Origin of the sequence: Streptomyces asiaticus (assembly GCF_018138715.1) — a bacterium.
Taxonomy (GTDB): domain Bacteria; phylum Actinomycetota; class Actinomycetes; order Streptomycetales; family Streptomycetaceae; genus Streptomyces; species Streptomyces asiaticus.
The window spans coordinates 3,496,317-3,508,762 of the sequence record NZ_JAGSHX010000006.1; the positions used below are offsets into that span (position 1 = coordinate 3,496,317).

The 12,446-nt window shown below is 66.9% G+C and carries 14 protein-coding genes, 1 tRNA gene and 1 pseudogene; 4 read left to right on the top strand and 12 right to left on the bottom strand.

Going from position 1 to position 12,446, the window contains the following annotated elements; genetic code table 11:
* Positions 1–132 precede the first annotated feature (132 nt).
* The 3 genes from KHP12_RS22130 (at position 133) to KHP12_RS22140 (ending at position 2,955) form a co-directional block, all read left to right on the top strand.
* Positions 133–1,239 (top strand): hypothetical protein, encoded by a 1,107-nt coding sequence (locus KHP12_RS22130; RefSeq protein WP_211833558.1) that lies wholly within the window; start codon positions 133–135, stop codon positions 1,237–1,239.
* Positions 1,240–1,812: 573 nt separating this feature from the next.
* Positions 1,813–2,817: an HNH endonuclease signature motif containing protein gene (locus tag KHP12_RS22135; RefSeq protein ID WP_107471862.1), complete on the top strand. Its 1,005-nt coding sequence runs from the start codon at positions 1,813–1,815 to the stop codon at positions 2,815–2,817.
* 54 nt (positions 2,818–2,871) lie between these two features.
* Positions 2,872–2,955, top strand: a tRNA-Leu gene (locus KHP12_RS22140).
* Between the two features lie 64 nt (positions 2,956–3,019).
* Here KHP12_RS22140 and rdgB read toward each other — a convergent pair.
* The 4 genes and pseudogenes from rdgB to KHP12_RS22160 form a co-directional block, all read right to left on the bottom strand.
* Positions 3,020–3,655, bottom strand: coding sequence for an RdgB/HAM1 family non-canonical purine NTP pyrophosphatase (gene rdgB, locus KHP12_RS22145; protein ID WP_086884604.1), 636 nt, complete (start codon positions 3,653–3,655; stop codon positions 3,020–3,022).
* A gap of 47 nt (positions 3,656–3,702) precedes the next feature.
* On the bottom strand, positions 3,703–4,098 hold the full coding sequence (locus tag KHP12_RS22150) for a hypothetical protein (RefSeq protein WP_037962150.1): 396 nt from the start codon (positions 4,096–4,098) through the stop codon (positions 3,703–3,705).
* An 80-nt stretch (positions 4,099–4,178) separates the two neighbouring features.
* A complete protein-coding gene (gene rph, locus KHP12_RS22155) occupies positions 4,179–4,910 on the bottom strand; it encodes a ribonuclease PH (RefSeq protein WP_037962148.1) in 732 nt (243 codons plus the stop codon).
* Between the two features lie 86 nt (positions 4,911–4,996).
* Positions 4,997–5,239 (bottom strand): annotated as a pseudogene (locus tag KHP12_RS22160) (PTS sugar transporter subunit IIB); the annotation flags it as partial.
* Between the two features lie 192 nt (positions 5,240–5,431).
* Here KHP12_RS22160 and KHP12_RS22165 point away from each other — a divergent pair.
* Positions 5,432–6,739, top strand: coding sequence for a PTS transporter subunit EIIC (locus KHP12_RS22165; protein ID WP_086884606.1), 1,308 nt, complete (start codon positions 5,432–5,434; stop codon positions 6,737–6,739).
* Positions 6,740–6,818: 79 nt separating this feature from the next.
* Here KHP12_RS22165 and KHP12_RS22170 read toward each other — a convergent pair whose 3' ends face one another.
* The 8 genes from KHP12_RS22170 to clpS all read right to left on the bottom strand — a co-directional run bounded on the left by KHP12_RS22170 (position 6,819) and on the right by clpS (position 12,383).
* Positions 6,819–7,571, bottom strand: a complete 753-nt coding sequence (locus KHP12_RS22170; protein WP_037962143.1) for an MBL fold metallo-hydrolase — start codon at positions 7,569–7,571, stop codon at positions 6,819–6,821.
* 222 nt (positions 7,572–7,793) lie between these two features.
* On the bottom strand, positions 7,794–8,744 hold the full coding sequence (locus tag KHP12_RS22175) for a PLP-dependent cysteine synthase family protein (protein WP_037962141.1): 951 nt from the start codon (positions 8,742–8,744) through the stop codon (positions 7,794–7,796).
* Positions 8,744–9,022 carry a MoaD/ThiS family protein gene (locus KHP12_RS22180; protein ID WP_086884607.1) on the bottom strand — a complete coding sequence of 93 codons (279 nt, stop codon included), beginning with the start codon at positions 9,020–9,022 and terminating at the stop codon, positions 8,744–8,746. The genes KHP12_RS22175 and KHP12_RS22180 overlap by 1 nt, the downstream gene beginning before the upstream one ends.
* Before the next feature lie 94 nt (positions 9,023–9,116).
* Complete coding sequence (locus tag KHP12_RS53435; protein WP_014061047.1) at positions 9,117–9,233, bottom strand: putative leader peptide; 117 nt, start codon at positions 9,231–9,233, stop codon at positions 9,117–9,119.
* Between the two features lie 91 nt (positions 9,234–9,324).
* The gene (locus KHP12_RS22185; RefSeq protein WP_037962137.1) at positions 9,325–9,750 is read right to left on the bottom strand and encodes a M67 family metallopeptidase; all 426 of its coding nucleotides are present in this window, start codon (positions 9,748–9,750) and stop codon (positions 9,325–9,327) included.
* 80 nt (positions 9,751–9,830) lie between these two features.
* Complete coding sequence (locus KHP12_RS22190; protein WP_037962135.1) at positions 9,831–11,249, bottom strand: amino acid permease; 1,419 nt, start codon at positions 11,247–11,249, stop codon at positions 9,831–9,833.
* A gap of 211 nt (positions 11,250–11,460) precedes the next feature.
* Complete coding sequence (locus KHP12_RS22195) at positions 11,461–12,072, bottom strand: DUF2017 domain-containing protein (protein ID WP_086884608.1); 612 nt, start codon at positions 12,070–12,072, stop codon at positions 11,461–11,463.
* The gene (gene clpS / locus KHP12_RS22200; protein ID WP_037962133.1) at positions 12,072–12,383 is read right to left on the bottom strand and encodes an ATP-dependent Clp protease adapter ClpS; all 312 of its coding nucleotides are present in this window, start codon (positions 12,381–12,383) and stop codon (positions 12,072–12,074) included. Before clpS ends, KHP12_RS22195 begins: the two co-directional genes overlap by 1 nt.
* Positions 12,384–12,446: the final 63 nt, after the last annotated feature.

Below are 12,446 nucleotides of genomic sequence, written 5' to 3' on the forward strand. Positions count from 1 at the left end.
ACACAGCACCTGGGACGTCGCGTTCGCCATGGCTGCGGTCACTCTGGAACAGCGACCTCTCGAAAGGCAGTTGCGCAGGCAGCAGCGAAGCGGCGAGCATTTTTTCATGGTGAGTGCAGCTCAGGAGGGGTCTTGCCAACCACAGCAGAGGTAGTCCAAGCCAGCATCGCCCTCGACGCCACATACATGGGCCGCGTGTACACCGAACTGAACCATCTTCCGAACGCGAAGATCCTTAGCATTGGATCTCTCTGCGTCGCGCCGTTCATGTCACTGGTGATTTACGAAGCATTGAGGAAGGCCAGTTCCCTACCTGCGTCAGCGAATATCGCCCTATCCGAAGATGTCTATGATGTGTGCGGTAGGGCACGCCACAGCCTGAAACTTTTTACCGACACAAACGGAGGTATTGATAGGCAGTTAATGCATTTCGAGAAAGAAATCATGAAGGAGCATTCAGGATATTTCCTCGGCAACACCTGGCTTCCTCTAGCGCGATTCCTTGAAACCGATCTAGGGGTCTTCACCTACGAAGGTCAAATCATCACCACAACCCACTCGGCAACCTTTCACCTTGGCATTCCGTCGCATCGCCTGTTTCAAGACGGCTTCGGACCCGTCATGCAGTCGATTCTGCAACAGATGGGTCGCTGCCTTGCCGAACTCGGCACCGGAGGGTACATCGGAAAACCGAGTACGTTCGCGAGCTACGTCCCTGATTCCTCGCTGAGGAACCGCGATGCACGGGCATCCAAGCACTACAAACGTACCTTTAACGGACCTGAGACACCTTACATAAACGGAACGCTCACAGATTTCCAAGCGATTACGAACTTCATCGCATCACTACTCGTCACTGGAGCCGATCCGCTCTCCCTCGAATACTCTGTATTCAAGATCCGCTACATCGCCCTATTTCATGTCCTCGCCAGCTTGCGCGTCCTCCAGGGCAGGCTGGACATGGGACTGTCCCGGAGATCATCAGAAATAATCGAAAGGATTGTCGGCACCAGTGAGGCCCAGATCGTTACTGATCCATCAACACGCGGATTCAGGAACACCCTCATGCACTACGGACCAACAAATGCGATGCTCGGCCAGATTGACCTGAGTGCACCTCTATTCGGTCTCGTGCCCATCTGTTTCCCAGACCATGACTTCAAGTCGCTCAGCGCGCTAGTGGACCGGTGCATTCGCACTACGTCGAGGGAGCTGAACGAATGGTCAAAGATGACATAGCAGCGCCTTGCGCAACCGTAAACCTTCGGCGCGTGCAAGACGCAGCTGACCACGCGCCTCGCTACCAGACGCGAATCTTGAGCGGTAGCAGGCAGACGGTGTCGCTGCGCCGGACGGTGAGCTACAGAGCTACAACACCGAACGGGGGCGTACACCGGCACTTGTGTCCGGCTGTCGCACCAGCCAACGACAGTCGCCGGAGCAGGCTTGGATCGAACTCCTAAAGCGGGTGTCGCAGGTTCGAATCCCGCTGGGCACCAGCCGAAACACCCTGTACCGATCATAGTCCGGGGCGTCCGCGGAGCGGCCGGACCTCGGGCGGATCCTGTTCGGGGGCATCGGCCTCGGCCCGTCGCATGGTCGCGACCAGCCACCAGCCACAGCGAGTCGTCCACGGAGAACCCCGCCCCAAGGGACCGGTCGCAGGGCATCGGCCCGGCCGGGACGATCGAACTCCGCCTGCGAGGTCCCGCACCCGAGGTGCGGGAGTTCGGGCTTGTCACGCGTAACCAATGGGCGAGCAATTCGTTACTCAGTGCGATGACGCGACATACCGTCGCACCGTGAGGGGCCATGCGAGCCGAATACACGCGCGAAGCACTTGCCGAAGCGGTGACCCGCTCATCGAGCTGGGCCGAACTCATGCGCGTCCTAGAGGTCAAGGCCAGCGGTGGCAGGCGTCGGGCCCTGCAGCAACTCGTGGCAGCACATGACATCGACACCGGCCACTTCAAGCAGCGCAGCCCGTGGAGCAAGTATTCGGACATGGCGATCGCCGAAGCCGTGGCGACGTCGACCACGTTGCGCGAAGTGGTCGAGAAGCTGGGGACACGCCCAGCGACGGGGACGCTGTCACACATTCGCAGAAGAATCGCGGCATCCGGCATCGATATCAGCCACATCGCCGGGCTGAACCGACCGCACATCGACTTGCCCTTCAGTCACAACCAGCTGAGAGAAGCCGCCCTCTCCGGGGACAGTATCCGGTCCGTTGCGCGCCTTCTGGGGGTTCCCGACGACAGCCGGTCACGGGCCACCCTGCGCCGCATGCTGCACGAGCAGGAGATAGACGTCTCGCACTTCTCTCACGCTCGGATCACCATCCCCGAGGGTCCCCTTCGAGCAGCCGTCGCGGACAGCACGAGCTATGCCGAGGTGATGCGCGCCCTGGCCCTGCCGGTCAACGACTCCAACCACCGTCGTGTGCACCGCCAGACGGTCCGATTGGGCCTGGACACCACACACTTCAAGCGGCGCACTCGGCGCCAGACCCGAGCGGTGGCGTCGAAGCCCGTGGCGGATGAGGTGCTCCGGGTCCGTCCGCCGGGTGCTCCTCGCACCAACCACTCCCGGCTTCGTAAGGCCCTGGATGAAATCGGCCGCCCGTACAGGTGCGCGCGGTGCGGCAACACAGGCCAGTGGCAAGGGGTGAGCATGACGCTGCAGATTGATCACGTGAACGGCGACTGGCTCGATAACCGCCCGGAAAACCTGCGGTACCTCTGCCCGAATTGCCACGCGATCACGGATACGTGGTGCGGCCGGAATCGCGGGCGTAGACCCCGAGCTGCCACCTAGCGCCTACGCGAAGTGACCCGCCCGCCATTAGGCCGCTACGATGGCTCACGAGGAGCGGCGGTGGCGCAACGGCGACGCAGCAGACTTAGGATCTGTGGCCCGTGACAGGGCTTGAGGGTTCGAATCCCTTCCGCCGCACCGCATACGGCCTGCGATTCATCGCTCGAATCGCAGGCCGTTATACGTTGCCGCAGCGCAGCACCTATCCCAGGAGTTCGCGCACGACCGGGGCGATGGCGCGGAACGCCTTGCCGCGGTGGCTGATGGCGTTCTTCTCGTCGGGGGTCAGTTCGGCGCAGGTGCGGGTCTCGCCGTGGGGCTGGAGGATCGGGTCGTAGCCGAACCCCCCGCCGCCCACGGGCTCGTGGCGGAGGGTGCCGGTGAGCCGGCCGGAGACCACGCGCTCGGTGCCGTCGGGGAGGGCGAGGGCGGCGGCGCAGGCGAAGTGGGCGCCGCGGTGCTCGTCGGGGACGTCGGCGAGCTGGGCCAGCAGCAGATCGAGGTTGGCGCGGTCGTCGCCGTGCCGGCCCGACCAGCGGGCCGAGAAGATGCCCGGGGCGCCGCCGAGGACGTCCACGCAGAGGCCGGAGTCGTCGGCGATGGCGGGGTGGCCGGTGGCCCGGGCCAGGGCGTGGGCCTTGAGGAGGGCGTTCTCCGCGAAGGTCACGCCGGTCTCCTTGACGTCCGGGACCTCCGGATAGGCGTCGGCGCCGACGAGTTCGACGTCGAGGCCGGTCTCGCCCAGGATCGAGCGCAGCTCGGTGATCTTGTAGGCGTTGCGGGTGGCGAGGATGAGACGGCGGGGGTGCGGAGGGTGTCCCTCAGTGCGCTGCTGCATAGCTCTCGATTATCGAGGGTGGATGGCTCGTGCCGATCGCGGGGCGGTCAGGGCGAGCAGACGTTGGTGAGTTCGCCCGCCGCGTCCTTGACCGGGGTCAGATCGGGGTCCTTGCCGCTGTCCACGGACTTCTGGACGTTGTCCACGGCCTTCTGGAGGTCGTCGATGGCCTTGCCGACGTCCGCGTTGTCGGTGCGGTCGCCGACCTTGTCGATGTCCTTGTCGAGGGAGTCCAGGATCTTGTCGGCCTGCTGCGGGTCGACGGCGGCGCCGGTCAGGGCGTCCTGGAGGTTGTCCACGTCGTTGGATATCTCGACCGCGAGCTGGGCGCAGTCCAGGGCCTTCTCCACCGCGCTGCAACCCACCGTGACCGGCACGGCGAGCGCGACGGCGGCGAGGGCGGTGAGGGCGGTCGTACGGCGGTGACGGTGGCGCGGCGCCATGGAATGGGTCCTTCCCCGGGAAAAGGTGCTGGTACCTGACTAAACGCCAGGCGCCGCGCGGCGGTTGCCCGATGCCGCCGTCAGTTCGCCTCGGCCAGTGCCGCGCGCTGGATTACGGACAGGGCGTCACAGCCCGCCACGGCGAGGTCCAGCAGGCCGTTCAGCTCCTCGCGGGCGAAGGGCTCGCCCTCGGCGGTGCCCTGCACCTCGACGAAGCGTCCGTCACCGGTACAGACCACGTTCATGTCGGTCTCGGCGCGCACGTCCTCCTCGTAGCAGAGGTCGAGCAGGGGAACGCCGCCGACGATGCCGACGCTGACGGCGGAGACGGTGCCGGTCAGCGGCTGCCGGGTGGCCTTGATCAGCTTCTTCCCCCGGGCCCAGCCGATGGCGTCGGCCAGGGCCACATAGGCGCCGGTGATGGCGGCGGTGCGGGTGCCGCCGTCGGCCTGGAGGACATCGCAGTCCAGGACGATGGTGTTCTCGCCGAGCGCCTTGTAGTCGATGACGGCACGCAGCGAGCGGCCGATGAGCCGGGAGATCTCATGCGTACGGCCGCCGATCTTGCCGCGGACGGACTCGCGGTCGCCCCGGGTGTTGGTGGAGCGCGGCAGCATCGCGTACTCCGCGGTGACCCAGCCCTCGCCGCTGCCCTTGCGCCAGCGCGGCACGCCCTCGGTGACGCTCGCGGTGCACAGGACCCGCGTATCGCCGAAGGAGACGAGGACCGAGCCCTCGGCATGCTTGCTCCAACCGCGCTCGATGGTCACGGGGCGGAGCTGGTCGGGGGTGCGGCCGTCGATACGAGACATGGGATGAGCCTATCGGCATCGCGAAGGGCCCCGGTCCGCGTCCGGCGCGGGCCCCGCCCCGGGGACGGCGCGGTGGGCTCAGTGGCTCACATCAGGTCTTCGATCTCGGCGGCGATGGGGTCCGCGTCGGTGCCGATGACCACCTGGATCGCCGTGCCCATCTTGACCACGCCATGGGCGCCCGCGGCCTTCAGGAGGGCCTCGTCGACCAGGGCGGCGTCCTTGACCTCGGTACGGAGGCGGGTGATGCAGCCCTCGACCTCGATGATGTTGTCGATGCCGCCGAGCCCCTCGACGATCTTGTCAGCCTTGGTGGCCATGTTCGCTCCTGTCGTCCTGCTGTCCGCGTTGCGACCAAGTGGTCTACACCATTATGCGGGTGAGGAGGTCACTCGTCACATGGAAGAATAGATTCCTTTATCGGATCCCTACGTGCTACAACAGGTCTACACCACATGTGGTTTAGACCATAGAGCGGGCCGCCCCTTCCCCCGAGAGCCCGCCTCACCAGGAGGAATCCGATGAGTACGGCCACCGCCCAGGCCGGGCCCGCGCAGAAGCGGGGTGCCGGTCTGATCAAGGGTATGCAGAAGATCGGCCGCAGCCTCCAGCTGCCCGTCGCCGCCCTGCCCGCCGCGGGCGTCCTGAGCCGGCTCGGCCAGGACGATGTCTTCGGCAAGACGGGACTCGGCTGGAACAAGCTCGCGGAGATCTTCGCCCATGCGGGCGGCGCGCTCTTCGACAACCTGGCCCTGCTGTTCTGCATCGGCGTGGCCATCGGCTTCGCGAAGAAGTCGGACGGCTCCACGGCGTTCGCGGGCCTGGTCGGCTTCCTCGTCTACAAGAACGTCCTGACCGGCTTCGTCAGCGATGTGACCGGCAAGCCGGAGGACCCGGGCGTCCTCGGTGGCATCGTGGTCGGCCTTACCGCCGCGGTGCTGTGGGAGAGGTACCACCGCACCCGGCTGCCGGACTGGCTGGGCTTCTTCAGCGGTCGCCGCTTCATCCCGATCCTGATGTCCTTCGCGGGCGTCATCTACGGCGTGCTCTTCGGCTACCTCTGGGGCCCGATCGGCGACGGCCTCAACAACTTCTCCGAGTGGCTGTCGTCCAACGGCGCGGCCGGCTCCGGGATCTTCGGCGTGGTCAACCGGCTGCTGATCCCGGTCGGCATGCACATGCTGCTGAACTCCTTCGCCTGGTTCCAGTTCGGTGACTACAACTCCGGCGGCCAGACCTGGCACGGCGACATCGCGCGCTACTTCCACGACGACCCGTCGGCCGGAATGTTCATGACCGGCTTCTTCCCGATCATGATGTTCGCGCTGCCCGCCGCCGGTCTGGCGATCGCGCACTGCGCCCGTCCCGAGCGGCGCAAGGCCGTGATGGGCATGATGATCTCGGTCTCGCTGACGGCCTTCGTCTGTGGTGTGACCGAGCCGATCGAGTTCTCGTTCATGTTCATCGCGCCCCTGCTGTACGGCATCCACGCGGTCCTTACGGGTGTGTCCATGGCCCTGACCTGGGCACTCGGCATCCGCAGCGGCTTCACCTTCTCCGGCGGGCTCTTCGACTACCTGCTGGGGTGGTCGCACAGCGAGAAGGCCTGGATGCTCATCCCGATCGGGCTGGCGTTCGGCGTCGTCTACTACGTGGTCTTCCGCTTCGTGATCACGAAGTTCAACATCCCGACGCCGGGACGGGAGCCGGAGGACACCCTGGACGACGCGGCGGCGACGGCGGACGCCAAGAAACCGGCGGAAGCCAAGAGGACGGCTGAAGCCAAGGGCACGGCGGACGCCGAGAAGGCGGCTGACGCCAAGAAGTAGCCCCACCGCGAAACGGCGAAGCGCCGGGCTGGTCCTCCAGCCCGGCGCTTCGCCGTCTCCGCGCCGCCGCGCGGCCCGCTCAGACCTCGTAGACCGCGCCCGCCTTGGCCAGCTCCACCGGCCCGCCGAAGACCGCCTGGGCGTCGCGCTGGTTGATCTGGGGGTCCGTCCACGGCGGCACATGGGTGAGCACCAGGGCCCCTACCCCCGCCCGCAGCGCGTGCTCACCCGCCTCGCGGCCGTTGAGATGCAGCCCCGGGATGTCCTCCTTGCCGTGCGTGAAGGCCGCCTCACACAGGAAGAGGTCGCCGCCCCTGGCCAGGTCCACCAGGGCCTCACAGGGGCCCGTGTCGCCCGAGTAGACCAGCGAGCGGCCGCCGTACTCGATCCGGAAGCCGTACGCCTCCACCGGATGGCAGACGCGCTCGGCGCGGATGGTGAAGGGGCCGATCTCGAAGCTGCCGGGCGTGAGCGTGCGGAAGTCGAAGACCTCGCGCATCGACTTCTCGTCGGGCACGTCGTCGTACGCCTGGACCAGCCGTCGCTCGGTGTCCTCGGGGCCGTAGACGGGGATCGCCTCGGCGCGGCCACCGTCGTGCCGGTAGTAGCGCGCGACGAAGTATCCGCACATGTCGATGAAGTGATCGGGGTGGAGATGGGACAGCAGCACGGCGTCGAGGTCGTAGAGACCGCAGTGGCGCTGCAACTCGCCAAGGGCGCCATTGCCCATGTCGAGGAGCAGCCGGAAGCCGTCGGCCTCGATGAGGTAGCTCGAGCAGGCCGATTCCGCGGACGGGAACGACCCTGAGCATCCGACGACGGTGAGCTTCATGAAGCAGGAACCTCCTTGGGGGGTCCCCATGCCGAGGGCCATGGGCGGGTGCGGGGGGTCATGCGGTGCCCACGAGCGTAAGGCGCGAAAGCCCAGGCAGCTCCTCCACGGGGCCGCGTTGTGGGCGGAATCACCAGGACGGAGCCGGGTGGCGCCCGGCCTTGCCCCCCGCCGGCCGATCCGGGCCCTGCGGGCCATGCCCCCGCCGGCCGATCCGGCCCCCTACGCCCAGAGCTGGCCGTGCAGCGTCTCGATCGCCTCCTCGGTGGTGGCCGCCGTGTAGACACCGGTGGAGAGGTACTTCCAGCCGCCGTCGGCGACGATGAAGACCACATCGGCGCTCTGCCCGGCCGTGACCGCCTTACGGGCGACACCGAGCGCGGCGTGCAGCGCTGCCCCGGTCGAGACGCCCGCGAAGATGCCCTCCTGGGCGAGGAGTTCCCGGGTGCGGGACACCGCGTCCTCGGAGCCGACGGAGAAGCGGGTGGTCAGGACGGACTCGTCGTACAGCTCGGGGACGAAGCCCTCGTCGAGGTTGCGGAGTCCGTAGACCACGTCGTCGTAGCGCGGTTCGGCGGCGACGATCTGGACGTCCGGCTTGTTCTCGCGCAGGAAGCGGCCGACGCCCATCAGGGTGCCGGTGGTGCCCAGACCGGCGACGAAGTGGGTGATGGAGGGCAGGTCGGCCAGGATCTCGGGGCCGGTGGTGGCGTAGTGGGCGCCGGCGTTGTCCGGGTTTCCGTACTGGTACAGCATCACCCAGTCCGGGTGCTGCCCCGCCAGCTCCTTGGCCACCCGGACGGCGGTGTTGGAGCCCCCGGCGGCGGGCGAGGAGATGATCTCCGCGCCCCACATGGCGAGCAGCTGGCGCCGCTCCTCGCTGGTGTTCTCCGGCATCACGCAGACGATGCGGTAGCCCTTGAGCTTGGCCGCCATGGCGAGGGAGATGCCGGTGTTGCCGGAGGTGGGCTCGAGGATGGTGCAGCCGGGGGTCAACCGGCCGTCCTTCTCGGCCTGTTCGATCATATGGAGCGCGGGGCGGTCCTTGACCGAGCCGGTGGGGTTGCGGTCCTCCAGCTTGGCCCAGATCCGTACGTCGGACGAGGGCGAGAGCCGCGGCAGCCCTACGAGCGGCGTATTGCCGACCGCGGCCAGGGGGCTGTCGTACCGCATCAGACCATTCCGCCTGCGACCGCCGGGAGGATCGTCACATTGTCGCCGTCCGAGACCTTGGTGGAGATGCCGTCGAGGAAGCGGACGTCCTCGTCGTTCAGATAGACGTTGACGAAGCGGCGCAGCTCGCCGCCGTCGACCAGGCGCTCCTGGATGCCGGAGTGCCGGCTCTCCAGGTCGGCGAAGAGCTCGGCGAGCGTGGCCCCGCTGCCCTCGACCGCCTTCTGGCCGTCGGTGTAGGTGCGGAGGATGGTCGGGATGCGGACCTCGATGGCCATTCTTAAGCTCCTGTCGGAGGGCGGGGTGGACTCCCGGACCGGGAGCGGCCGGGAGGGCGTCGTCGAAGGGCGTCGGGGCTTGTCGGGCGCGCGCTCAGGCGGCCACGGCGCGGCGCGGACACATCGCGCTGGCGAGCCGGCACAGGTCGACGTGGAGCCGCGCCACGAGCAGCATGCCCGGCGTCTTCTCGCTCACGTCATCGAAAACCATGGACTCATCGTATCGATTCCCGAACCGGGCTCCGGTAGGTGATCCCGCGATACGGACGGGTAGTGACCGTGATACGAGACGACGCGCCGATTCAGCCACCCGGGACGATCTCCACCTCTTCCTCGGTGACCTCGCCGTCCACGATCCGGAAGGACCGGAACTGGAAGGGTCCCTCGTCATTGCCGCATTCGGCCGTGGAGACCAGGACGTAGTGGGCACTGGGCTCATTGGCGTAGGAGATGTCGGTACGGGAGGGGTACGCCTCGGTGGCGGTGTGCGAGTGGTAGATGACCACCGGCTCCTCGTCCCGGTCGTCCATCTCGCGGTAGAGCTTGAGCAGGTCACCCGAGTCGAACTCGTAGAAGGTGGGGGAACGGGCCGCGTTCAGCATCGGGATGAACCGCTCGGGGCGGCCGCTTCCGGCCGGGCCCGCGATCACGCCGCATGCCTCGTCGGGGTGGTCGGCGCGGGCGTGCGCGACGATCTTGTCGTGGAGCGCCTGGGTGATGGTCAGCATGGCCACAGAATAGGAGGCGGGCTCCGGACATCGGTCCGGAGCCCGCCTGCTGAGATGCTGTGCCCGAAAGGCGATACGGGTTACTTGCGCGCGTACTCCGGCTCCGCCTGGGCGTCACGGGCACCCGGCTGGGCGCCGCCACCGTTCGACTTCAGCACGAACCAGCCGATCACCAGCAGCACGGCCCAGCCGGCGCCCACGTACAGACAGACCCGGGCGTCCTTGTCGTACGCGATCAGGCCGGTCACGATGATCAGGAAGATCAGCGCCACCCAGCTGAAGACGGCGCCGCCGGGGGCCGGGAAGGACGAGGCCGGCAGCCGGCCCGAGGTCACGGCCTTGCGGTACTTGATGTGGCTGAGCAGGATCATCGCCCAGGCCCAGATGCCCGCGGCCGTGGCCACCGAGGTGACGTACTCGAACGCCTTCTCGGGGACCATGTAGTTGAGGATCACGCCGATGCCCATCAGCGCCACGGAGACGGTGATGCCGATGGCCGGGGTCTTACGGGCGTTGAGCCTGCCGAAGGCCTTGGGTGCCTCGCTGTTGGCGGCCAGGCCGCGCAGCATCCGGCCGGTGGAGTACATCCCGGAGTTACAGGAGGACAGGGCCGCGGTGAGCACCACGAAGTTGACGATGCCGGCCGCGAACGGGATGCCGATCTTGGAGAAGGCGTGCACGAAGGGGCTCTCGCCGGCCGAGAACTCGGTCCACTTGACGACGGCGAGCAGCACCACCAGGGCACCGACGTAGAAGATGATGATGCGCCAGGGCAGGGTGTTGATCGCCTTGGGCAGGGTCTTCTCGGGGTCCTCGGACTCGCCCGCGGTGACGCCGACCAGCTCGACGGCGAGGTAGGCGAACATCACGCCCTGGAGGGTCATCAGGCTGTCGCCGATGCCGTTGGGGAAGAACCCGCCGTGCGACCAGAGGTTGGAGGCGGCCGCGGTGTCACCGGCGTCGGAGAAGCCGAGGGTGAGCACGCCCAGGCCGATGACGATCATGCCGATGATCGCGGTGACCTTGACCATCGAGAACCAGAACTCGACCTCACCGAAGATCTTCACCGAGATCAGGTTGACGCCGAACAGCACCACCAGGAAGACCAGGGCGCTGACCCACTGCGGGATCGAGGGGAACCAGTAGTTGATGTAGATGGCGGCGGCCGTGAGCTCGGCCATACCGGTCACCACCCACATCAGCCAGTACGTCCACCCCGTGACGAAGCCGAAGAACGGGCCGAGGAACTCCCGGGCGTACTCCGCGAAGGACCCGGAGACCGGGCGGTACAGGAGCAGCTCACCGAGCGCTCTCATGATGAAGAAGATGACCACACCCGCGAGGGCGTACATCAGGATGATGCTGGGGCCGGCCTTGGCGATGTTCGCCCCGGCACCCATGAACAGGCCGACGCCGATGGCGCCGCCGATAGCGATCATCTGGACCTGGCGACTGCCAAGGCCGCGCTCATAGCCCTCTTCCGGAGCCGCTGAGGTCATATTGCTGCGCCTTTCTCCCTGTGGCGGCTGGCTGCGATCGTGAAGATTTACCACGACCGCCACGCTGATCGACTGCGCCGCATGTGGTGCACACCACAGGAAGAAGCGGACAAAAGTTGCGCTGCACAACAAAGGCAGCGATCGCAGTGATGCGATCGTTATCCGGAGTTGAGCATCCTCTAAACGAACACTCAGTAGTTGCCGGAGGAAATCATTCCGGCATGAGCGTCTCGATCAGGGTCTCCTGGAGCCCGCCGAGCCAGAAGTACGCCATCACCATCGGCTTGCGCGGATCGGAGTCCGGCAGCCGCAGCAGCTCACCGCCGTCGTCCTCGTCGGTGACCTCCAGCCGGGTCCCGATGGCCAGCCGCAGGTCGTTCAGCGCGCCCAGCCAGTGCCGGGACCTCTCCGGCGCCAGCTCCAGCACCGCGGGGGCCCCACCCGAGGAGCCGGGGCCCAGCGCGTCCAGGTCGCGCACCACCGTCAGGGCGTCATCGCGCTTGCGCGCCCGCAGGTCGTTCTCGGTGAAGCGGCGGAACTCCGCGGACGCCTCCCGCGCCTCCTTCTCCTCCCGCGCCCCGAGCTCCTGGTCCGGCGGGGAGTAGGCGTCCGGGAAGAGCCGGGCGAGCGCCGGATCCTCCGGCGGCTTGCTGGGGCCGTCCGCGAAGAGCGCGGCCAAGGGATCCTCGCCCTCGGCGGGCTGGTCGCCCGGGCCGATCAGCTCGGCGAGCTGCATGGCCAGGCTGCGCAGGATGGAGATCTCCACCTCGTCCAGGGCGATGGCGGCGCCGCCGCCCGGCAACGGCTCGAAACGTCCCGACATCAGCGCTCCTGCTGGAGGGTCGCCCACAGGCCGTAGCCGTGCATCGCCTGCACGTCGCGCTCCATCTCCTCGCGGGTGCCGCTCGAGACGATCGCGCGGCCTTTGTGGTGGACGTCGAGCATCAAACGGTTGGCCTTGTCCTTGGAGTAGCCGAAGTAGCTCTGAAAAACGTAGGTCACATAGCTCATGAGATTGACGGGGTCGTTATGGACCACCGTCACCCAGGGAACGTCGGGCTCCGGCACCGACGAGGGTGCTTCACGGGATTCGGGACGTTCGATCTCCACGGGCGCGACACTCACACGTCCCATGCTGCCACCCGGCAGGGGCCGTCGCCTAAACCGGCACCCAGATCTCGTCACTCTGACGAGTAC

What these genes read in the sequence shown, in the direction of transcription:
- KHP12_RS22135 (WP_107471862.1), top strand. Translation starts at nt 1,813, where the DNA reads ATGCGAGCCGAATACACGCGCGAAGCACTTGCCGAAGCGGTGACCCGC.
- rdgB (WP_086884604.1), bottom strand. Translation starts at nt 3,655, where the DNA reads ATGCAGCAGCGCACTGAGGGACACCCTCCGCACCCCCGCCGTCTCATC.
- KHP12_RS22150 (WP_037962150.1), bottom strand. Translation starts at nt 4,098, where the DNA reads ATGGCGCCGCGCCACCGTCACCGCCGTACGACCGCCCTCACCGCCCTC.
- rph (WP_037962148.1), bottom strand. Translation starts at nt 4,910, where the DNA reads ATGTCTCGTATCGACGGCCGCACCCCCGACCAGCTCCGCCCCGTGACC.
- KHP12_RS22165 (WP_086884606.1), top strand. Translation starts at nt 5,432, where the DNA reads ATGAGTACGGCCACCGCCCAGGCCGGGCCCGCGCAGAAGCGGGGTGCC.
- KHP12_RS22170 (WP_037962143.1), bottom strand. Translation starts at nt 7,571, where the DNA reads ATGAAGCTCACCGTCGTCGGATGCTCAGGGTCGTTCCCGTCCGCGGAA.
- KHP12_RS22175 (WP_037962141.1), bottom strand. Translation starts at nt 8,744, where the DNA reads ATGCGGTACGACAGCCCCCTGGCCGCGGTCGGCAATACGCCGCTCGTA.
- KHP12_RS22180 (WP_086884607.1), bottom strand. Translation starts at nt 9,022, where the DNA reads ATGGCCATCGAGGTCCGCATCCCGACCATCCTCCGCACCTACACCGAC.
- KHP12_RS53435 (WP_014061047.1), bottom strand. Translation starts at nt 9,233, where the DNA reads ATGGTTTTCGATGACGTGAGCGAGAAGACGCCGGGCATGCTGCTCGTG.
- KHP12_RS22185 (WP_037962137.1), bottom strand. Translation starts at nt 9,750, where the DNA reads ATGCTGACCATCACCCAGGCGCTCCACGACAAGATCGTCGCGCACGCC.
- KHP12_RS22190 (WP_037962135.1), bottom strand. Translation starts at nt 11,249, where the DNA reads ATGACCTCAGCGGCTCCGGAAGAGGGCTATGAGCGCGGCCTTGGCAGT.
- KHP12_RS22195 (WP_086884608.1), bottom strand. Translation starts at nt 12,072, where the DNA reads ATGTCGGGACGTTTCGAGCCGTTGCCGGGCGGCGGCGCCGCCATCGCC.
- clpS (WP_037962133.1), bottom strand. Translation starts at nt 12,383, where the DNA reads ATGGGACGTGTGAGTGTCGCGCCCGTGGAGATCGAACGTCCCGAATCC.